A 19,764-nucleotide genomic window follows, 5' to 3' on the forward strand; every position below is an offset into this window, starting at 1 on the left:
ACATCATGGCGAAAACTACCGTAGCGGACCAACTGGCAAAGACGTTGGAACAGGCCGGCGTGAAGCGTATCTGGGGCGTAACTGGTGACAGTCTCAATGGTCTGAGCGACGCGCTGCGCCGCATGGACAGCATTCAGTGGCTGCACGTTCGCCACGAGGAAGTCGCGGCATTCGCCGCTGGCGCGGACGCCGCAGCCACCGGCGAACTCGCGGTCTGCGCGGGCAGTTGCGGGCCGGGCAACCTCCATCTGATCAACGGCCTGTTCGATGCGCACCGCAACCACGTACCGGTATTGGCCATCGCAGCGCATATTCCATCATCGGAAATCGGCCTGAACTACTTCCAGGAAACGCATCCACAGGAACTGTTCAAGGAATGCAGCCACTTCGTCGAGCTGGTCACCAATCCCGCGCAGATGCCGCAGGTCCTGCACCGCGCAATGCGCGCGGCGATCCTCAAGCGCGGTGTGGCCGTGATCGTGATTCCCGGCGACGTCGCGTTGCAGGAGGCAGCGGCTGCCGCCGCGCACTGGGCGCCGCCGATGCGTGCCCGCGTGATGCCCGACGAAGCAGGACTGGAGCGCCTCGCAGATGTGCTCGACCGGCACGAGGCGATCACGCTGTTGTGCGGCAGCGGCTGCGCGGACGCCCACGACCAGGTTGTCGCACTAGCCGATAAACTCGGGGCGCCCGTGGTACACGCGTTGCGCGGCAAGGAGCACGTGGAATGGGACAACCCGTTCGATGTCGGGATGACCGGGTTCATCGGCTTCAGTTCGGGCTATCAGGCGATGCTGAACTGCGATGTGCTGGTGATGCTCGGTACCGATTTTCCGTACCGCCACTTCTACCCGAGCCAGGCGAAAATCGTGCAGATCGACGTGAATCCGGAGGCACTCGGCCGCCGCGCGCAACTCGATCTGGGTATCGTCGGCGGCGTTGCAGAGACGCTCGACGCGTTGCTGCCCAAACTGCAGCCGAAGACGAACCGACGTTTCCTCGACGCAACGCTTAAGCACTACGCGAATGCGCGCCAGGACCTTGACGATCTCGCCGTGCCGTCGGCGGCGGGGCGGCCGATTCATCCGCAGTACCTGACCCGGCTCATCAGCGAACTGGCCACCCAGGATGCGATCTTTACCGCCGACGTGGGCACGCCCACGGTCTGGGCCGCACGCTATCTCGGCATGAATGGCAAGCGCCGCCTGATCGGCTCGTTCAACCACGGATCGATGGCCAATGCGATGCCGCAAGCGCTTGGCGCACAAGCCGCGTTTCCGGGGCGCCAGGTCATCTCATTGTCTGGTGACGGCGGCTTCTCAATGCTGATGGGCGATTTCATTTCGCTCGTTCAGCTCGGCCTGCCGGTAAAAGTCATTGTCTATGACAACGCGTCATTAGGCTTTGTCGCGATGGAAATGAAGGCGAGCGGCTATCTGGATACGGCCACCGACCTGAGGAACCCCGACTTCGCAGCGATGGCCAATGCGATGGGCGTGCTCGGTCTGCGTGTCGAGCAGTCCGAGGATGTCGAGCCGGCGCTGCGCAAGGCATTTGCGCACAATGGTCCGGTGCTCGTCGACGTTGTGACCGCCAAACAGGAACTGGTGATGCCGCCGGCGATCAAGCTCGAACAGGCCAAAGGCTTTAGCCTCTACATGCTCAAGGCCATCATCAACGGCCGCGGCGACGAAGTGATCGAGCTCGCCAAGACCAACCTGCGGCGTTGAGAGGGTTTCGGTCGTGTCCCTGCGCGACATTGCGAGGCGGCTGCCTTTCGCGGGGCGTTGTGCGGCCACTGGCGCATTGGCCTATCTGCTGGCCACGGCTGTCGGCCTGCCGTATCCAGTATGGGCTTCGATGTCCAGCCTGGTCGTCTCTCAGGAGAGCCTCGACGAGACCCGCCATACGATCGTCGGGCGGATCGTCGGCACGATCGCCGGCGCTGTGGTCGCCGTCCTGGTGGGCGAGGTGGCGAACCAGACCGGTGTCGGGACCGCACTTCAGATCGCAGCAGCGGTTGGCCTCTGCGCACTGTTCGTGAAAGGCAGACCGTCCATTCGCGTCTGCCTGTGGACTTGCCCGGTCGTGCTGTTGACTATTTCTCCGGGGTCATCGGTCGCTCACACAGGATTGATGCGGGGCAGCGAAGTGATCCTCGGTGCACTCGCCGGCGGTCTGATCCATTGGCTCATGCACTGGATGACGGCGGGGCGCTCTCGGTGTCCGTCAACGACGGCGTAGCGCAGCTCGCCAACGTCCAACGCTCCTCACCAGCCTCGACGTCAACCGCGCGTCAACGCTCGCGGCTCCGGCAAGATGTGCAACGACCGCTTTTGACAGTCAACCTTTCCGTTTATTTTCTAGTCCCGAAGGATACATATTATGACCTCCTCCTTGTCTCAAGCCTCAACCGACCTTTGCGCCGTTCGCGCCGCTGAGAATCTACGTGGCGTAGCGCTGCTGCATAATCCGCATGCCAACAAATCCACCGCATTCACGGTCGCCGAGCGCGAACAGTTGGGGCTGGTTGGCCTGCTACCGGAGCAGGTTGAAACTGAAGAAGCGCACGCGCCGCATACCGTTTCCCTATTGATATCCGCGCAAGTATAAAGCGGCAAATTTCCGCATCCACTGCGATGTGATGTGTGAATCACCGTCAGGCCCGCGACCCTGGTCTTCGTGTTGAAACTGGAGCGTTCATGTCCAACCGCGCAGGAATTTGAAAGACGAGGTCAGACTTTCCAGCAGAGACGTCTGAAATCAGAATAGCTGCGCGCCAACCTCGCGCAGGCTGTCCCATTTGACGGTGCTGACGAAGGTCTGGCCTGTGGTGTCGAGCAATTCGATCATGGCGCGCTGAATCCGCGCTTCGGCGACAACCCGCACGATGCACGCCTGGTAGCGCAGCAGCGTCCCGGTGCGCCATGGCATTTTCGCCGCTCATGCTACCAGGTCGACTGCGACCGGTCTAGGCGGCTGGCCGCGCGTTGCCCGTCTCAACGATAGTCGCCGGTAGCAACAACAGCCTTTGTGCAGACGGCAAGCCCTCTGGCATTGCCGCCTCCGGCGACGCGGGCAACGTGATCCTGCTGTCAGGCGCCGTTCACCGCATCCTTGAACGCCTTGCCGGCCGTGAACTTCACGGTGTTCGCGGCGGGGATCTGGATTTCGGCGCCGGTAGCGGGGTTGCGGCCCACGCGCGCGGCGCGGGCACCGGTCGAAAACGAACCGAAACCGATCAGCTGCACGGTCTCGCCTTCCGTGATCGCCGCCGTCACGGTGCCGATGAAGGCGTCGATCATTTCCGCCGTTGTCGTCTTGCTGTCACCCGTCGCTGCAGCGACGGCGTCGACCAGTTCCTGCTTGTTCATGAGTCATTCCTCGTTGTGGTTGTTGATCGCGCCACCCTACCCCATCGGCGCGCGTTTGCGCAATCGCCGCTGGTAACTGGGTCCGGTCCGCCGCGCCACGCCCATCGCCGTGTGACGTCGAAGCGCGATGCTTCCCGCGCCGGCGGCGGGCGCCGCAGCCGCGCCTGCATGTTCTTGCTTATTATCAGGGCCGCATTGCAATGGCGATAGCTGCTATTACCTCCATTGATTTTAATGGCCGAAATATGGGGCGGTGAGGTCGAACAGCGAGGCTCGGTGGACCAGCCGTACGGAAACTTGGCTCGAAGTGGCGCGAGGAATAAACACGTAGCAACGATGGTTTTGTCCGACACGAATTGACTCCACCAGCGGCCGCTTCACTCAGAGGTCGACGAAGGTTGATGCCACGTTTTTACTTCCGTATTCCTGCTACTTTTCCGTCAATGCATCGTACGGGCTGGCTCCCGCCGGCGGCGGACTCATTACCGTCGCTGTCTTCCGTGAAGTAGAGGCGCGCGATCGTTGCAGGCATCCTTTTCCGATCCATGGCCAACCGGTCCCTGCCCGTCACCCTGTCACGCGCCTATAGCCTGACTGACTTCGCCGCGCTACGCGCGTTTGTCCAGCATGCTCGTCAGACGTAGCGCTCTAGCGTGACGCTGCAGGCAGTCGCCACGCAAGGCTGCCCATGCAGGCACCTAAAGCCTGTCAGCATGGCCAGATAGGAAGCACCAGCACAATTTGAAGGCCGGTAAACGCTCGGAGATCGAAACCTCGACCAAGAGATCCCGAATCTACGAATTGGCATCGGCAACCCTGCTGCAGGTCATTGATGGTATTTGTCGCGTCGATTATCGAAAGCTGGCGATGCCCCTTCAAGTACGTCCATTACCACCCGGTTGACATCCGCACTCTCTATAGCCCCAGCCTTGTACTTCAATACAAACTGATTCGACCGGTCAAATCCGGCATGAATAACTTGCTCAGCGTCACAGCAGACTGCAAGGTTGGCATTGTGATGGCCATGACGATCTGCCGATGCTCTTTGGCATATTGAATGATTGGAACCGACATCGGGCAAACTGGCTCGTTGTCCAGATTCTCCTTAGGGCTACGCTGAAAAAGGTCAACGCCGTTGGGCAGTAAGACGTTAAATGCGGATGAAACAACAGACCCTTGCGATGGCGGCCGATCAAGGCGCCGGATTCGAACAGTACCGTCGACCAACCAAACGTGATGTATTCCTAGAGACGATGGAGCAGATCGTACCGTGGACGCAGTTGTGCGAGGTTGTCGAGCCGCACTATCCGAAGGGGCAAGGCGGCCGCCCGCCAGTTGGCCTGGAGCGCATGCTGCGCATGCACTTTGTGCAGCACTGGTTCAACCTGGCGGATGAAGCCTGCGAGGAAGCACTGCTGGACAGCACCGCATTGCGGCGATTCGTTGGGATTGACCTGGGGCGCGAGCGCGTTCCTGATGGCACGACGCTGTTGAAGTTTCGCCGGCTGCTGGAGCGCAACAAGCTCGGCGAGCAGTTGTTCGCCAAGGTCGGCGAGGTACTGCAAGGGCACGGCCTGAAGGTTGGCACCGGCACCATCGTGGATGCCACCATCATCGGTGCGCCCAGTTCCACGAAGAACGCGGACAAGACGCGAGACCCCGAAATGCATCAGACGAGGAAGGGCCAGCAGTGGTACTTCGGCATGAAGCTGCACATCGGCGTGGATAGTCAGACGGGGCTGGCACACAGCGCGGTAGTGACGGCTGCGAACGTGCATGACAAGCATCCGCTGCCGGCTCTGCTGCATGGCGCCGAGCGGCGTGTGTACGGTGACAGCGCGTATGCGAGCCAGAAGGAACTCATCGCCAGCAAGGCACCGCAAGCGAAGGACTTTACCAACCAGCGTGTGCGCAGGCGAAGTGGTGAGGTCGATGACACCAGACGCTCGAAGAACCGCAACAAGTCGAAGATACGTGCGCGGGTCGAGCACGTCTTTGCGGTGGTCAAGCGGCTGTGGGGTTTCGTCAAGGTGCGCTATCGCGGCCTGGCGAAGAACGCCACGCGCGCCTTCACGCACTGGCGTTGCGCAACATTTACATGAGCCGCGAGCGGCTCATGGCACAGGTGCGTCCATGAGGGGCCAAAGTGGGTTGAGAGACCCGCTTGCAAGGCCCTTCAGGGCAAGAAAATCGAACCAATCGCGTCGCTGATCTCGCATTCCGAAATTCAGCAGCAAACCGTCGCCGAAAACGGCGGCTTCTTCAGCGTAGCCTTAGATGCACTGACTGCGACTACCCGGTTATTGAGCTGGGTTCGTCAGCGACGCAAGCAGCTTCAGCAGGCTGTCGATATTGACCGGTTTGACGAAGTGATAGTCGAAGCCCGCCGATTGCGCGCGCAGCCTGTCTTCCGTCTGACCGTACCCGGTAATCGCGATGAGCAATGGCGTGGTATCGCCTTTGCGGCGAAGCTGCTTCGCCAGTTCGTATCCGTCGATATCCGGCAACCCGATATCGAGCAACGCGACGTCCGGCATGAATGCCGGCGCGGCTTCGCGCGCCTCGGCGGACGAATAGGCGACACGGACAGCATGCCCCTCGGATTCACACAGCATCGCGAGCGAATCGGCCGCGTCGCGATTGTCGTCGACGACCAGCACGCGAAACGCGATGGGCGCACGCCCCGGCGCGGGCTCCAAAAGCGCTACGGCCGAATGGCGTTCATGGTGATGCAGACGTGGCAGCCTGACCGTTACGGTCGTGCCGAGATTGGGGCCGTCGCTGTGCAGCGCGATCGTTCCGTTGTGCATCTCGACGAGCTTCTTGACCAGGGACAGTCCGATTCCCAGTCCGCCACTCGAGCGATCGAGTGTGCGCTCGCCTTGCGAGAAAAGCTCGAACACCTTCGGCAGAAGCTCGGCCGAAATGCCCGTTCCGGTGTCTTGCGTGACGATCAGAACCGATTCGCCGTCGGCCTCGACAGTCACCGTGATATGGCCGTTCTCCGGCGTGTACTTGCTCGCATTGTTCAGGATGTTGACGAAGATCTGCGAAATCCGCGTGATGTCGCCGCTTACCCAGGTGGTCGGGTCGCTGACGTTCACGTGCAACTGCTGATGGCGCCCCTCCGCCATCGCCGCGATTGCCTCGACCGCGTGATAGACGGCCGTGCCGACCAGCACGGGCTCGAGTTGCAGCACGATGCGCCCATGTGTGATGCGCGAGACTTCGAGCAGATCGTCGACGATGCGCGTCATGTGCTCGACCTGCCGGCGCATCAGGTCGATCAGCTCCAGCGAGCGAACAGCCGGGTTGGGCTGCTTGTCGAGCAGCGCGATGGCCGTGCGCAGCGGCGCCAGCGGATTGCGCAGCTCGTGCGCGAGCATCGCGAGAAACTCATCCTTGCGGCGGTCCGTATCGCGCAACATCAGTTCGAGCTGCTTACGCTCGGTGATATCGATCACGCTGGCGATGATACGCAACGGCTTGCCGTCCGTGCCTCGCTGAAGCAGCGCGCTGCCTTGCATCCATTGTTCGCCGCCCGCGTTTGGCACACGAAATTCGAAGTTCGCGCGCGGGTCGTCGCCTTCGGCCAGCCTGTGCACATAACGTTCGAGAGTCGTGCGATCGTCCGGGTGCACACGGCTAAGTGCTTCGTCGTAGGTGAGCCCGTCGTCTATCGGCAGTTCGACGCCTGCTTCGAACGATAGCGTGCTCGACGCAAGGTCGAGCGTGACGATGTTGAGCCGCGCCGCCTGGATCGCGACGGACAGACGCAGGCTGCGCGCTTCGATCGCCGCTTGCGCTTCATACTGAGCCGTCACGTCGGTTGTCGTGCCGAACCACTCCTGCAGTTTGCCGTGGCTGTCGAAGAGAGGCGCCGCCTGCGCCAGCACCATCCTGTACTGGCCGTCGTAACGCCGCAGGCGGAATACGATCGATCCGGGCGTGCCTCGCTGCAGCACGTCGAGCCAGACCTGCCGTGCGGTCTCGCGGTCGTCCGGGTGAACATAGTCAAGCCATCCCCAGTCGGAGAGACGGACTACCTCGTCGCCGGTGAAACGGCTCCAGTCGTCTCCAGCGGGCCGGATGTCGCCGTCCGGTCCGGCCGACCACACCAGTGCGCCTGTCGATTCGACGAGCGCCCGGTAACGCCGCTCGCTGAGACTGAGCTGTTCTTCGGCTGCGCGCTGCTTGCTGATATCGAAGCTCACGCCATAGACGCGCGCGAGCGTGCCCTGCTCGTCGAATTCCGCATGGCCGCGCATGCGCAGCCAGCGTGGTGAACTCGATCCGCCGTCCAATACGAAATCGAATTCGAATGGTCCGCCATGTTGCAGCGCCTCATCGAGCTTCTGCTGGAACAGGTCGCGATACTCGGGCTCGACCCGGTCCCACAGATCGGACAGTGCGATCGCATCGGTGCCCGGTGGAAATCCGTACAGATCCGCGAGCTGCGAGGTCATCCGCACGACGCGGTTCTTCATGTCCCATTCCCAAGCACCCATGCGGGCACCCTGGAAGGCGGCCTTCAGGCGGCGCTCGCTGGCTTCGTACATCGCCCATGCGTGGCGGGCCTCGTGGACGTCGGTCGCGACGCCCATCGTGTCGCCGATGCGGCCATTCGCGTCGAGCTCCGCCTGGAGATGCAACACGTGCCAGCGATACTCGCCGTCGGCGCGCAGCAGACGCACCTCGACATTGCCGAGCAGCGTGCCGTCTCGCATCTGCCGCACAGCGTCGAGCACGCGATCGATGTCGTCGGGATGAACGAACGTTTTCCAGTGCAGCCCGACGAGCTCACCGGCGGGAAAGCCGAGATACCGCGAGGTCCACGGGTTGGCGTAGCGGACGACACCGTCGCGATCGGCACGCCAGACGAATGAAGGAAGAAAGTGAGCAGGATCGTGCATGGCGTTCTTGCGTCGGCCTCCGTGCAGACATGCCGCCGAAGATTCGCTGGCACTGCCGGCATGGCGTGGCTGGTCTCGTTAGTTAGGTTTAAGCGTCGTAAGCCGTTTTACCGTGCCCATGTTGATGCGGCAAGCATAACGCGAACCCATTGATCCGACTCGACGGAAACGCAACGCGCGCTGCTTCGTGGCAGTTTCTCCGAGCAGACGCACATCGTCTGCAACATCAATTTCGAGGACCTGGTGCAGCCCTAGAGTGGGCGGTCGCGGCTCCGGCACAGGGATTTTCGGCATTACAGCCCACCCCATTTCGCGGGAGACAAACCGGTCGACGTCAACATTAAGGACGGGTTGTACGGCATCGTCGCTGCATTGGAGTTGACGATGGTGGCTAATAAAGCGCACATCATCAACGTCTCGTCGGCGACGGGGCAGAAGTTCGGTCCACGCATTGGACCGACATACAAGAAGGTCCGCCAGAATCCGGCTATGACTTGACGGTCGTTGTGTAGGTCGCGCAAAAACGAAACCCGGCAAGGCCCAGACTCTGCGGGGTTTGCCGCCGTTTCTGGCCGAGAGGGAGTGACTCGAGGAGTGACTCGAACAGCGCAGTGCTCTGCGGAGTGATGAACCTATCGGAGCCTGATCGATGTTTCGATTTGAGCCGCGATCCACCTTGCAGTGTCCTGTTCGACCCATAAGCTGCAACCGCATCCGCTCATAGAGATTCCCTCGGGCAGGTATCGATAGGCCGCGCCAGTATCCAGCACGCATCCCTGGTTTTCCTAAGCGAACGAACTGCTGCTCCGCCGACCGACATTTGCACGGCTGGCAGCCCCCAAGCCGTCAGAAATGGGACTGCCTTACCGGTAAACAGGTTGTCGCTGGCACAGTTCGCGCATTGATATACGAGCCTCAAGCTCGTGAGCAACGAACGCGGCCGGCCCCTCAACGCTACCCAAAATTCCATTCCGTTCCCGCGAGAGCCGGTCGTCGTGTGGGGGCAAACGTGGGGGCAAAATCGGCCACAAACGAAAAAGGCTCTCAGAGCCGAAGCCATGAGAGCCTTATATCTATTGGTCGGGGCGAGAGGATTTGAACCTCCGACTACCTGCACCCCATGCAGAACCACCCACACGCCTCGTGCAATAGCGAACCCGTGGAAAAAATCGCGGCCCTCTGACGACCGGCACGCTAGTGCACCGGGGTTACGAGGCACAGCCAAGAGCACGGCGCAGATATCGAAATTCGTTGGACTATTAGTAGCGCCATTGAGCGCACGCACGGGCGCCGCAGCCAAACCAGTCCCGCGTTCGTCTCCAGCCAACTGAGCGCTGTTCCAGCTTGCTCCCTTTCGCCGTAATATCGGATCCTGCCGAAGTGATCCATTTCTTTTGCGTATACGCCAACGTATACATATCGGACGTTCGAACAGAAGTTGCCTTGAAATCAGTAAGTTATGTTGTCTGTTCGAGTCCTCTCTTGGCACCAGATTCAAAAGTAGAGCCGCCTTTTGGCGGCTCTCTTTTTTTATAAGGCCTGGTAGTCGAAATCGTTGTTCGTGTTTCGATTGCCGGATCAGCAGGACGGTGGTTCAGTAGCGATTGCATTACTTCGCTGCGCGTTCAACCGAGCGGATGAGAAAAGCAAGTTTGTTTGAAGCAGGAATTGACAAACTTAATCATCTTGCTAAAATAGCGGTCTAGCTTGAAGACGTGCCCAGGTGGCGGAATTGGTAGACGCACTAGGTTCAGGTCCTAGCGGTGGCAACACCGTGGAGGTTCGAGTCCTCTCCTGGGCACCACAAGTTCTTCCGGCGTAAGCCGATGTAGTTCGAGAAACCCCGTAAGATCAACGTCTTACGGGGTTTTTTGTTCTCTACGGACCCCTTGCGTTCCACTGACATCGACGTGTCGTGTATCTGGCCGCCGGTTCCTGTCGACGTGAACGTGCCCGCGGCCGACGTGCTCTGCAAGGACGTCACGGGCGAAGGACCAAAGTCGAGCCACGCCCCGCCCACGCTGGTGACGAAACTGCCCGCACTCTGCGCGAAAGCGGTGGTACATCTCGCGCCCGGTATCAGGGCAAGGCATGCGATTTTTTCATCATTTTTCTCCCCTTCTTCGTATAGCGAATTGATAGTTGTAAATCGATCTGTTCCTATAAGTCGCACCGCTCAGAATTGCTCGGCCGCGAGATTCGACGCGCCGGACATGCCGCTGCGGATGGCTTCCGTCAGCGCACCGGTTTTCGGCAGGATCTTGTCGGCGTAAAAGCGCGCGGTCGCGAGCTTGGCCTGGTGAAAGTCCGGATCGTCGCCCGCCGCGCATTGTTTCGATGCGGCGAGCGCCGCGCGCGCCATCTGCCAGCCGCCGCACACGTAACCGGCCAGCATCAGATAGTCGACGGAACTTGCGAGTGCTTCGTCGACCTGCGTCGCAAGCGTGCGCAGCATCCAGCCGGTCGCGTCCTCGAGCGCCTGTACGCCGGTAGCCAGCGCCGTGCCGATCGGCGCGAGCTGCGCATCAGGGCTGCGCGTCAGCTCCAGCGCGACCTCGCGCATCTGCGCGACGAGTTCGGCCATTGCGGCGCCGCGATCCGACGCGAGCTTGCGGCCAACGAGGTCCGCCGCCTGGATGCCCGTCGTGCCCTCGTAAATCGTCGCGATCCGTGAGTCGCGCAGGAACTGGCAAGCGCCCGTTTCTTCGATGTAGCCCATCCCGCCATGCACCTGTACGCCGAGCGAGGCGATCTCCACGCCGAGCTCCGTGCACCATGCCTTCAGCACGGGAATCAGCAGGTCGACGCGCGCTTGATGGCGTACGCGCTCACCGGCGTCCGGATGGCGGTGAGCGTGATCCATGTCGGCGGCCATCACGTACGCGAACGCGCGCATCGCTTCGATCTGCGCCCTCATCGTCATCAACATGCGCCGGACATCCGGGTGATGCACGATCGCGACGGCACTGGCGGATTTGCTCGCCGCCAGCCGTCCCTGAACGCGCTCCTTCGCATATTCGCGAGCCTGCTGATACGCACGCTCCGCGATCGCCAGCCCCTGAATGCCGACCTTCTGGCGCGCTTCGTTCATCATCGTGAACATGTGCGCAAGGCCCTTGTTCTCCTGCCCGACCAGATAGCCGATTGCACCGCCCTCGTCGCCGAAGCTCATCACACAGGTCGGGCTCGCGTGAATGCCGAGCTTGTGCTCGATCGATACGCAGCGCACATCGTTGCGTTGCCCGGCCGAGCCGTCTTCGTTCAGCAGAAACTTGGGCACGAGGAAGAGCGAGATGCCCCGCACGCCCTCGGGTGCGTCGGGCGTACGCGCCAGGACGAGGTGCATCACATTGCTCGTCATGTCGTGGTCGCCCCACGTAATGAAGATCTTCTGGCCATGAAGGCGATAGTGATCGCCTTCGGGCACGGCCTTCGTGCGCACGGCGGCGAGGTCCGAGCCGGCCTGCGGCTCGGTCAGGTTCATCGTGCCCGTCCACTCGCCGCTGACGAGGTTGGGCAGATAGCGACCCTTCAGTTCTTCCGAACCATGCTGCCGCAACGCCTCGGTGGCACCCGCCGTCAACAGCGGACACAGCGCGAACGCCATGTTGGATGCGTTCCACATTTCCACCGTGGCCGCATGCAGTAGTTCGGGCAATCCCTGCCCGCCGAATTCGGGGTCGCCGGAAAGACCGCTCCAGCCGCCGGCGGTGAATTGCCGGTAGGCCGCGGCAAAGCCGTCCGCCGCCACGACGCCGTCGTGCGTCAAACGCGCGCCCTGCTCGTCGCCAGGCTTGTTGAGCGGCGCCAGCACTTCGGTCGCCAGCCTCGCGGCCTCCTCGAGTACGGCCTCGGCAAGTTCGGGCGTGGCCTCCTCGAAACCCGGCAGCGACGATACTGCGTCGAGCCCAGCCAGTTTCGTCATCACGAAGCGCATGTCGCGCAGCGGTGCGATGTAGATGCTCATCATGTGCTCCGGTATCAACGCTGTTGCAGTTTGTCCAGTTCACCGGATAACTCCGGCAACACCTTGAAGAGATCGCCGACGATCCAGTAATCGGCGACCTGGAAAATCGGCGCCTCCTCGTCCTTGTTGATGGCGACAATCACCTTCGAGTCCTTCATGCCGGCCAGATGCTGGATCGCGCCGGAGATGCCCACCGCGATGTAAAGCTGCGGCGCGATGATCTTGCCCGTCTGACCCACCTGATAGTCGTTGGGGACGAACCCGGCATCCACCGCTGCCCGCGATGCGCCGACCGCCGCGCCGAGCTTGTTGGCGATGTCCTCCAGCAGCGCGAAGTTTTCGCCGGAGCCCATGCCGCGGCCGCCGGAGATCACGCGCTGCGCAGATGTCAGTTCAGGGCGCTCCGAGCGCGTCAACTGCTGGCTCAGGAAGCGTGAGCCGGAGACATCAGAGGCGGGCGCGAGCGGTTCGATCGTCGCCGCGCCGCCTTCGGCCGGCGCCGCGGCGAACGCTGTCGTTCGCACGGTGACGACCTTGATACGGTCCGCGCTGCGCACCGTCGCGAGCACGTTGCCCGCGTAGATGGGGCGCACGAACGTATCGGCGGACTCGACCGCGACGATGTCAGAGACTTGTGCCACATCGAGCAGCGCGGCGACACGCGGCATCGCGTTCTTCGCGGTCGTGGTGGCGGGCGCGAGCACATGGCTGTACTCCTCGGCCACCGTGACGATGAGCGCGGCAAGATTCTCGGCCAGCGAATGGCCGTAATGCGCGGCATCGGCAATGCGCACGCGGGTCACGCCGGCGATGCGCGCCGCCTGTTCAGCAACTTTCGCGCATTGCGATCCGGCCACGAGGACATGAATATCGTCGCCAAGACGGGCCGCGGCGGTGACGGCGTTCAGAGTCGCACTCTTCAGCGCCTCGTTGTCGTGCTCTGCAATAACGAGTACGGGCATTTTGCTTTCCTCCGGTCAGATGACTTGCGCAACGTTTTTCAGTTTGTCCAGCAACTCCGCGGCGTCGGCCACGCGAATGCCCGCCTCGCGTTTCTGCGGCTCCGCGAGCTTCAGCGTCGTCAGCCTCGGTGCGATGTCGACGCCGAGCGTGTCCGGCGTCACGACATCGAGCGGCTTCTTCTTCGCCTTCATGATGTTGGGCAGCGTCGCGTAGCGCGGCGTGTTGAGCCGCAGATCGGCGGTGATCACCGCCGGCAAATCGACCTCGATCGTCTCAAGGCCGCCGTCGATCTCGCGCGTCACCGTGGCCTTCCCCGCTTCGACGGTCACTTTCGACGCGAACGTCGCCTGCGGCCAGCCGAGCAGCGCCGCGAGCATCTGGCCGACCTGGTTCGCGTCGTCGTCGATCGCCTGCTTGCCGAGGATCACGAGCTGCGGCTGCTCCTTGTCCACCAGCGCCTTCAGCAGCTTCGCGACCGCCAGCGGTTGCAGCTCGGCGTCGGTCTCGACGAGGATGCCGCGGTCCGCGCCCGCCGCCATCGCGGTGCGCAGCGTTTCCTGGCAGCCCTGCACGCCGCACGACGCGACGACCACCTCGGACGCCGCGCCGGCCTCCTTCAGGCGCACGGCCTCTTCCACGCCGATTTCGTCGAAAGGGTTCATCGACAGCTTCACGTTGGCGATGTCGACGGCGCTGCCGTCGGCCTTCACGCGGACCCTCACATTCGCGTCGACGACGCGTTTGACAGGAACAAGTACTTTCATTGCCTACTCCGTTTTTCGAAAAAAAGCGCTCCACCCGGCCGGCCCTGTAAGCAGGCGGGCCCGGATGTCGCATCGTTCGTCTGGAGCACGCGCGGCCTGCTCGCTTGCGGCAGCGCATGCGGGAAGGTCGATCAGGTCACCGAGGCTTGCCCCCCTCCTCGGTGAACACGTTGTCGCGCCGCGCTTCGAACATCTCGACGAGAAAGCGCTCAAGCGGTTTTTCCGACGCGGTCTTCGGGATTTCCGGCACCACCTGCAGCCACGTGATGAGGGAGCTCGCTTCGAGCTTCGCGCGGCAGGCGCGGAACACTTGCTGCGGGTCGAAGCCGGCCGCGTGCCTGGGCACGACGGCAGCGACGACATCCTTCTCGCCGGGCGCGCCGGACGCGGCTTTCACGCCATAGACGTAGACGTCCTCGGCCGCGCCCGACTCGGCAATCACCCTCTCGATCGGCGCCGGATCGATAAACTCGCCGTTGTGGCGAATGCCGCCGCCTTTGCGGTACTCGAAGAAGAGCCAGCCGTTCTCGTCCTCGCGCACAACGTCGCCCATGTACAGCCAACCGTCCTTGCACTTCTTCGCTGAGGCTTCCGGATTGCCGAAGTACTCGACCTTGAACGGCGAGCCGTCCGCCGGCCGGAACAGCAGTTCGCCGGGCACGCCGGGGGCACAGTCGTTGCCGTCGTCGTCGACGATGCGGTGTGTCAGGATCGGTACCGGCTTGCCGATGCTGCCGACCGGACCGGTCCCGAGCGGCTTCACGGTGATCCCGCCTTCCGCCGCGCCGTAGAACTCGACGATCCGCACGCCGAAGCGCGTCTCGAACGCATTCCAGATGGCCGCCGGCATGCCCGCCGAAATCACGAAGCGCACGGGGTTATCCGCATCGTCGGGCTTGTTCGGCTCGCTGTAGATCGCCGTGGTCATGCCGCCCAGCAACGTGAACGAGGTGCACCGGTATTTGCGTGCGATGTCCCACAGGCGCGACTTCGTGAAGCGGCGTGACAGCACCGCGCGCATGCCCGCCATCAGCGACGCGCCGAGCGTCACGATCTGCGCGTTCGCGTGCGTCAGCGACAATCCCGAGTAAGGCCGGTCGTCGGGCGCGTAGCCGAACAGCGCCGATACCGCCGCCGACGTCCCGCAATAACGCTGATGCGTCATCACGATGCCCTTCGGGTCGCCGGTGGTGCCGGACGTGAAGATCAGCTGCATCGCGGACTCGGGGCTGCCGGTGTCGATGGCTAGTTCGGGAACATGCGCCGGCAGCAGCGCGCGGTACGACGCCACGCCCGTGAAATCGGCAAGCGGCTTCGCTCCCTCGTCGGTTTCGAGCCCGATCACCCACTGCAACCGCGCGCGCGAATCCTTGACGGCCATCAGATTGCCGAGCGCGTAGTCGGCGGCGATCACGCCCTTGCACCTGGCGTTCTCGAGCATGTACGCGAGCTTGTCGCCCTTCGCGCGCGGATCGATCGGCACGAACACCGTGCCCGAGATCGAGGCCGCGACCATCGCGTCGACGAACTCCGCGTGATTGGCCATCAGGAGCGCGAAGTGCTCGCCGGGACGCATGCCCTGATCGATCAGCACCTGGGCAAGGCGCTGACCGTTCTCCCAAAGCTGCCGGTAGGTGCGTACTTCATCAGGCCGCACGCCGCCGCCTTCGACAGTCAGCACGTCGAGATCGGGCATCGTCTCGACGCGGTTGGCGATCAGCGCCGCCAGTGTGGTATCGGGTCGGGTGCTCATGACGCTTCATCTCCTTGCAGATGCGGTTCGGTTCGCGGTTCTCACGGCTGCGCCTCAACGTCCGAGAATCGTGATGCTGGCAACGGCCTCTTCCACGCCGCACAACCCGCCGCCGTTCTCCGCGATCGCGATGCGCGCGCCTTCCACCTGGCGTGCGCCCGCTTCGCCGCGTAGCTGCATCACGAGTTCGTAGAGCTGGCCCAGTCCTGTCGCGCCGATCGGATGCCCCTTCGATTCGAGGCCGCCGGACGGATTGATCGGAATCCGTCCGCCGATCGTGGTGTCTCCGCGTTCCGCCGCGACGCCGCCCAAGCCGGGCTCGCATAGCCCGAGCACTTCGGACTGGATGATTTCGCCGATCGCCGTCGCATCGTGCACTTCGGCGACCGACACATCCTGCGGGCCGACGCCGGCCTGCTCATACGCGCTCTGCGAACCGAGCCGGACCAGATGCCGGTCGAGCGCGGTGGCCGGCCTGTCGCTGCCGGTCTGCAGCACGGACGCCAGCACGCGAATCGCTCGCGAGCGAGATCCGTTGAGCAGTTCGAGGCCGGCGGCGCTGCACACGATCGCGGCAGCCGCGCCATCGCTCACGGGCGAGCACATCGGCAGCGTCAGCGGATAGGTGATCGGCGGCGCACTGAGAATCTCGTCGATCGAATACGCCTGGCGGTACTGGGCGAGCGGATTGTGAACCGAGTGCCCGTGGTTCTTCGCGGACACCGCGGCGAACTGGCGCTGCGTCGTGCCGAACTCGCGCATATGCATGCGGCCCATCGAGGCGTAGATATCCATGAACACGCTATAGGGCTTCGGCGATACGCTTGCGGCAGGCGGCTCGACACCGCTGCCCATCTCGAGCAGCCGGCGCGTGCCGTTCTCCGTGTCGTGCACGTCCCACGCGCCGTCGAACGCGCTGAACGTGCGCGCCTTGTCGGTCGAGAACATCTTCTCCGCACCCACCGCAAGCACAATGTCGGCAGCCCCGACCCTCACGTAGTTCACCGCGAGATGGAACGCCGTGCTTGCGCTCGCACAGGCGTTCTCGACGTTGATCACGGCAATCCTGTCCACGCCCATTGCGCGCAGCGCAAGCTGGCCGCGGATCATGTGCTGGCCCTCCATGTGCCCCTGTGTGGAATTGCCGAAAAACGCACCCTGCAATTGCGCGCGGTCGCAGCCGGCGTCGGCGAGCGCGCCTTCCACCGCAGCGCGCGTCAGCGCTTTGACGCTCGTGTCCAGATGCTTGCCGAAGGGCGTCATTCCGACACCCGCGATATACACTTCGTTGGCCATCTCTACTCTCCATCGGTGAAATGTCCGCGCCACGCGTGCGCGACGCAGACGGTCCGGTTCGCGGTCAGACGTGCTTCACTTCGTAGGCCAGATAGCCTTCTTCGGCCAGGGCGGCAACGAGGTTGCGCGCGCCGAACGCTTGCGAGGGCGAAACGAAGCCGGTCGCATGCAGCTGCCCGCGCAGTACGCGGCGTACCGCTTCCGCGCCGAGCACGCCGGTTTGCGCATAAGGGGAGTTGCCGCGCAGCACCACGCTGACGGAGTTCGTATTGCCGCGCCCCTGGCATGACAACGTGCAGCGGTTGACATCCGGGTTCTCGCGCGCAGGTTCGACCTGCGTCACGGCCTTGCCCCACTCGTTGGTGACTTCTTCCTGCCTCGCCGCATCGAGCTGCCGGCACTCTTGCTCGAACTTCTTCAGGAGGCCGACCACGCCGTTGAAGCGCTCCTGATTCCTGAACGACACGAGCGTCTGGCAGTTGCGCACGCGCGGATCGTCTTCGTACCAGATCGGCTCGCCGCCGCCGCTCCAGGGCAATGCATTCAGCAGTACGTGCTCGCCCGGCACGCGCACCTGGTACGACGTCGCCCACGGCCACTGCACCAGTTCGTTGTTGCGCAGATAGAACTGCGGCTGCGTGCACATCCGCAGGAACGACATCGTCGATGCGACGCTCACCTCCGAATCGCCGAGATAGAGCATGTCGAGCGTGTCGATGCCCGGCGTCTGAAGCGCGATCTCCGCGGCGAGATTGCCTTCCGTCCACATGTACGAGTTGGCCGGACACAGCGCGAGATCCTTCGCGGCGAAGGATGGTCCGTAGGTGCGCTTGAGCAGCGACATCCAGTCGGTTTCGCCGGTCGTGTCGAAGTAGTGGCAGCCGGCCGCAAGGCTCGCCTCGACGACAGGACGGCCAAGCTGCATGAACGGCCCGACGATGTTGATCACCGCCTTCTTGCCCTTGAACAGCTCGGTGAGCGCGCCGGTTTCATGCTCGAGCGCCACACACTGATAGTCGTGTCCGGCAAGCTCGGGCACCTTCGCCATTTCCTCCGCCAGCCGCTCCTTGTTACGACCCGCGGCAATGAACGGGATCCCGCGTTCGGCGAGCTTCCATGCCGTGAGCTTGCCCGTGTAGCCGCTTGCTCCGTAGAGCACCACTTCGTAAGCCGTTGCCATTTCCTTGTCTCCGTCCTTTAGTCATCCATTCAGTTGTGCAGTCGTCCGCCGCCGTTCAGAGCAGTTCCGGATCGATCAGGTAGTAGCCGCCCTTGATCGCAAGAATTTCGTTGCAGCCGTCCTCGATCAGCGACGCACGGGCATCGCGCCAGATCTTTTCGATCGGGTACTCGCGCGTGAGTCCGTTGCCGCAGAAGATCTGCAGCGCATCGTTGGCGACTTCGAATGCAGTCTGGGTCGCGGTGATCTTTGCCGTCATCGCCGCATGCAGCGATGGCTGCGGCGCGGTGAAGTTGTAGTGGACGACGCGATGCGCGAGTGCGCGGGACGCCTCCACTTTGCGGAACATGTGAAAGAGCCGCGACGCGACCGACTGATGCCGGATGATCGGCAGGCCACCCTGCTTGCGTTCGTGCGCGTAGGCGAGCGCAAGCTCGAACGCGGCGCGGGCGGTGCCGGTAAATACCGTCGCCATCACCGCGTTGGCGAGCGAGTGGATCGCGTAGACCGCGTCGAGATACTGATCGGGACCGGCGAGAAGGTGGTCCTTCGAGAGCGTGACGTTCTCGAAAAACAGTTCGCCCTGATTGAGCGCGCGCTGACCGATCTTGTCGAGCGGCTTGCCGCGCGACACGCCTTTGGCATCCAGCGGCACGATGACCACCACGCCGCGCTTCGTGTCGACGCCGAAGCCGCTGTCCGCCGCGCAGTAGAGAATGCACACGTCCGCGGAGATACCGTTGGACACCCATGCGGACTTCTGCCCATTGATGATCACTTCGTCGCCGCGCAGTGTCGCGACGCAGTTGGGCCGGCCGTACGTGCCCTGCGAATGGAAGATCATGCCGTTTGCGTCGAGCATGTCGGAGCCGTGATCGGGCTCCGTGATCGCCCAGCAGCCGAGCTTCTCGTCCGGCGTCAACGCGCGGCAAAACGGGTTGTTGAACATGGCTGACATCAACGCGGGAAGAAGACCCGCGCCATACGTAATCGCCAGTCCCGAATCACCCCAACCGAGTTCCTCGAACAGAATGCACATCGTCTTCGCCCGTTCGGCGGGTTCGAGCTCGAGCAGCCCGTCGACACCGAATCCCAGCTCGACGAATTTTGCGCGTGCGTCCCAATACGGCGAACCCTGCGCAATCACCTGTTCAGGCGTCATGCGATCGAGCTTGACGCCTGTCGGGCGCAACACTTCTTTCGCATAGCGATGGACCGTCTGCTGGACCATCTGACCCATCTCCGACAATTCGGGCTCCGCACCGAGCGGTCCGAGTTTGTGCACTGCAATGTGACTGGATGTGGCTGACATGTCTCCTCCTTCGAGGTGGTTGGGCGTATCATTTCGTGAGCAGCGCACTGGCTTCCGTGTTGCCCGGCAAACCATCCGGGCATGATCGGCCGGCGCACACCGAGGTCCGGCTGGCTCAACTTCGATCTCCTCTATGGAATCCATGATGTCCCAGCGCCGCGCCGAGCCATATCCCCCTTACAGGGGGCGCGGGAGCAGGAATGGGCGATGCAGCCAGCGTCAATCCGAACACCCGGAGCAGC

Annotated in this window: 14 protein-coding genes and 2 tRNA genes; 5 read left to right on the top strand and 11 right to left on the bottom strand. The window is 62.8% G+C overall.

What is annotated here, in order from left to right:
- Positions 1-5: 5 nt before the first annotated feature.
- The 3 genes from poxB (at position 6) to HDG32_RS05310 (ending at position 2,613) form a co-directional block, all read left to right on the top strand.
- On the top strand, positions 6-1,730 hold the full coding sequence (gene poxB / locus HDG32_RS05300; RefSeq protein ID WP_184064016.1) for a ubiquinone-dependent pyruvate dehydrogenase: 1,725 nt from the start codon (positions 6-8) through the stop codon (positions 1,728-1,730).
- A 13-nt stretch (positions 1,731-1,743) separates the two neighbouring features.
- Entirely contained in the window at positions 1,744-2,244 is a 501-nt protein-coding gene (locus tag HDG32_RS05305) for an FUSC family protein (protein WP_311539604.1), read from the top strand.
- 141 nt (positions 2,245-2,385) lie between these two features.
- On the top strand, positions 2,386-2,613 hold the full coding sequence (locus HDG32_RS05310; RefSeq protein ID WP_184064022.1) for a hypothetical protein: 228 nt from the start codon (positions 2,386-2,388) through the stop codon (positions 2,611-2,613).
- A 150-nt stretch (positions 2,614-2,763) separates the two neighbouring features.
- On the opposite strand, the gene HDG32_RS05315 is transcribed toward HDG32_RS05310, so the two are convergent.
- A complete protein-coding gene (locus HDG32_RS05315) occupies positions 2,764-2,934 on the bottom strand; it encodes a hypothetical protein (RefSeq protein ID WP_184064025.1) in 171 nt (56 codons plus the stop codon).
- A gap of 161 nt (positions 2,935-3,095) precedes the next feature.
- Entirely contained in the window at positions 3,096-3,374 is a 279-nt protein-coding gene (locus tag HDG32_RS05320) for an HU family DNA-binding protein (RefSeq protein WP_184064028.1), read from the bottom strand.
- A gap of 1,160 nt (positions 3,375-4,534) precedes the next feature.
- On the opposite strand from HDG32_RS05320, the gene HDG32_RS05325 reads away from it, so the two are divergent.
- Positions 4,535-5,511, top strand: a protein-coding gene (locus HDG32_RS05325; protein ID WP_260335767.1) for an IS5 family transposase whose coding sequence is annotated in 2 segments (ribosomal slippage) — positions 4,535-5,450 and positions 5,450-5,511 — 978 coding nt in all. Because the reading frame shifts where the segments join, the coding sequence is not laid out codon by codon here.
- A 163-nt stretch (positions 5,512-5,674) separates the two neighbouring features.
- On the opposite strand, the gene HDG32_RS05330 is transcribed toward HDG32_RS05325, so the two are convergent.
- Both HDG32_RS05330 and HDG32_RS05335 read right to left on the bottom strand, forming a co-directional pair.
- Entirely contained in the window at positions 5,675-8,287 is a 2,613-nt protein-coding gene (locus HDG32_RS05330; RefSeq protein ID WP_184064031.1) for a PAS domain-containing protein, read from the bottom strand.
- 1,077 nt (positions 8,288-9,364) lie between these two features.
- Positions 9,365-9,431, bottom strand: a tRNA-Leu gene (locus HDG32_RS05335).
- A gap of 573 nt (positions 9,432-10,004) precedes the next feature.
- Between HDG32_RS05335 and HDG32_RS05340 the strand changes: the two genes are divergently transcribed.
- Positions 10,005-10,091 (top strand) — tRNA-Leu (locus tag HDG32_RS05340).
- A gap of 372 nt (positions 10,092-10,463) precedes the next feature.
- Here HDG32_RS05340 and HDG32_RS05345 read toward each other — a convergent pair.
- The 7 genes from HDG32_RS05345 to HDG32_RS05375 form a co-directional block, all read right to left on the bottom strand.
- Entirely contained in the window at positions 10,464-12,254 is a 1,791-nt protein-coding gene (locus tag HDG32_RS05345) for an acyl-CoA dehydrogenase C-terminal domain-containing protein (protein WP_184064034.1), read from the bottom strand.
- A 14-nt stretch (positions 12,255-12,268) separates the two neighbouring features.
- Positions 12,269-13,216, bottom strand: a complete 948-nt coding sequence (locus HDG32_RS05350; RefSeq protein WP_184064037.1) for an electron transfer flavoprotein subunit alpha/FixB family protein — start codon at positions 13,214-13,216, stop codon at positions 12,269-12,271.
- Positions 13,217-13,231: 15 nt separating this feature from the next.
- The gene (locus tag HDG32_RS05355; RefSeq protein WP_184064040.1) at positions 13,232-13,981 is read right to left on the bottom strand and encodes an electron transfer flavoprotein subunit beta/FixA family protein; all 750 of its coding nucleotides are present in this window, start codon (positions 13,979-13,981) and stop codon (positions 13,232-13,234) included.
- Between the two features lie 136 nt (positions 13,982-14,117).
- Positions 14,118-15,734 carry an AMP-binding protein gene (locus HDG32_RS05360; protein ID WP_184064043.1) on the bottom strand — a complete coding sequence of 539 codons (1,617 nt, stop codon included), beginning with the start codon at positions 15,732-15,734 and terminating at the stop codon, positions 14,118-14,120.
- Between the two features lie 54 nt (positions 15,735-15,788).
- Entirely contained in the window at positions 15,789-17,030 is a 1,242-nt protein-coding gene (locus tag HDG32_RS05365; RefSeq protein WP_184064046.1) for a thiolase family protein, read from the bottom strand.
- Between the two features lie 64 nt (positions 17,031-17,094).
- On the bottom strand, positions 17,095-18,210 hold the full coding sequence (locus HDG32_RS05370) for a trans-acting enoyl reductase family protein (RefSeq protein WP_184064049.1): 1,116 nt from the start codon (positions 18,208-18,210) through the stop codon (positions 17,095-17,097).
- A 55-nt stretch (positions 18,211-18,265) separates the two neighbouring features.
- A complete protein-coding gene (locus HDG32_RS05375; RefSeq protein ID WP_184064052.1) occupies positions 18,266-19,522 on the bottom strand; it encodes an acyl-CoA dehydrogenase family protein in 1,257 nt (418 codons plus the stop codon).
- Positions 19,523-19,764: the final 242 nt, after the last annotated feature.

Source organism: Paraburkholderia sp. CI2, from assembly GCF_014201055.1.
In the GTDB taxonomy this organism is placed as follows: Bacteria; Pseudomonadota; Gammaproteobacteria; order Burkholderiales; family Burkholderiaceae; genus Paraburkholderia; species Paraburkholderia tuberum.

Coding starts and splice junctions, on each gene's coding strand:
- poxB (WP_184064016.1), top strand. CDS start 6: ATGGCGAAAACTACCGTAGCGGACCAACTGGCAAAGACGTTGGAACAG.
- HDG32_RS05310 (WP_184064022.1), top strand. CDS start 2,386: ATGACCTCCTCCTTGTCTCAAGCCTCAACCGACCTTTGCGCCGTTCGC.
- HDG32_RS05315 (WP_184064025.1), bottom strand. CDS start 2,934: ATGCCATGGCGCACCGGGACGCTGCTGCGCTACCAGGCGTGCATCGTG.
- HDG32_RS05320 (WP_184064028.1), bottom strand. CDS start 3,374: ATGAACAAGCAGGAACTGGTCGACGCCGTCGCTGCAGCGACGGGTGAC.
- HDG32_RS05330 (WP_184064031.1), bottom strand. CDS start 8,287: ATGCACGATCCTGCTCACTTTCTTCCTTCATTCGTCTGGCGTGCCGAT.
- HDG32_RS05345 (WP_184064034.1), bottom strand. CDS start 12,254: ATGAGCATCTACATCGCACCGCTGCGCGACATGCGCTTCGTGATGACG.
- HDG32_RS05350 (WP_184064037.1), bottom strand. CDS start 13,216: ATGCCCGTACTCGTTATTGCAGAGCACGACAACGAGGCGCTGAAGAGT.
- HDG32_RS05355 (WP_184064040.1), bottom strand. CDS start 13,981: ATGAAAGTACTTGTTCCTGTCAAACGCGTCGTCGACGCGAATGTGAGG.
- HDG32_RS05360 (WP_184064043.1), bottom strand. CDS start 15,734: ATGAGCACCCGACCCGATACCACACTGGCGGCGCTGATCGCCAACCGC.
- HDG32_RS05365 (WP_184064046.1), bottom strand. CDS start 17,030: ATGGCCAACGAAGTGTATATCGCGGGTGTCGGAATGACGCCCTTCGGC.
- HDG32_RS05370 (WP_184064049.1), bottom strand. CDS start 18,210: ATGGCAACGGCTTACGAAGTGGTGCTCTACGGAGCAAGCGGCTACACG.
- HDG32_RS05375 (WP_184064052.1), bottom strand. CDS start 19,522: ATGTCAGCCACATCCAGTCACATTGCAGTGCACAAACTCGGACCGCTC.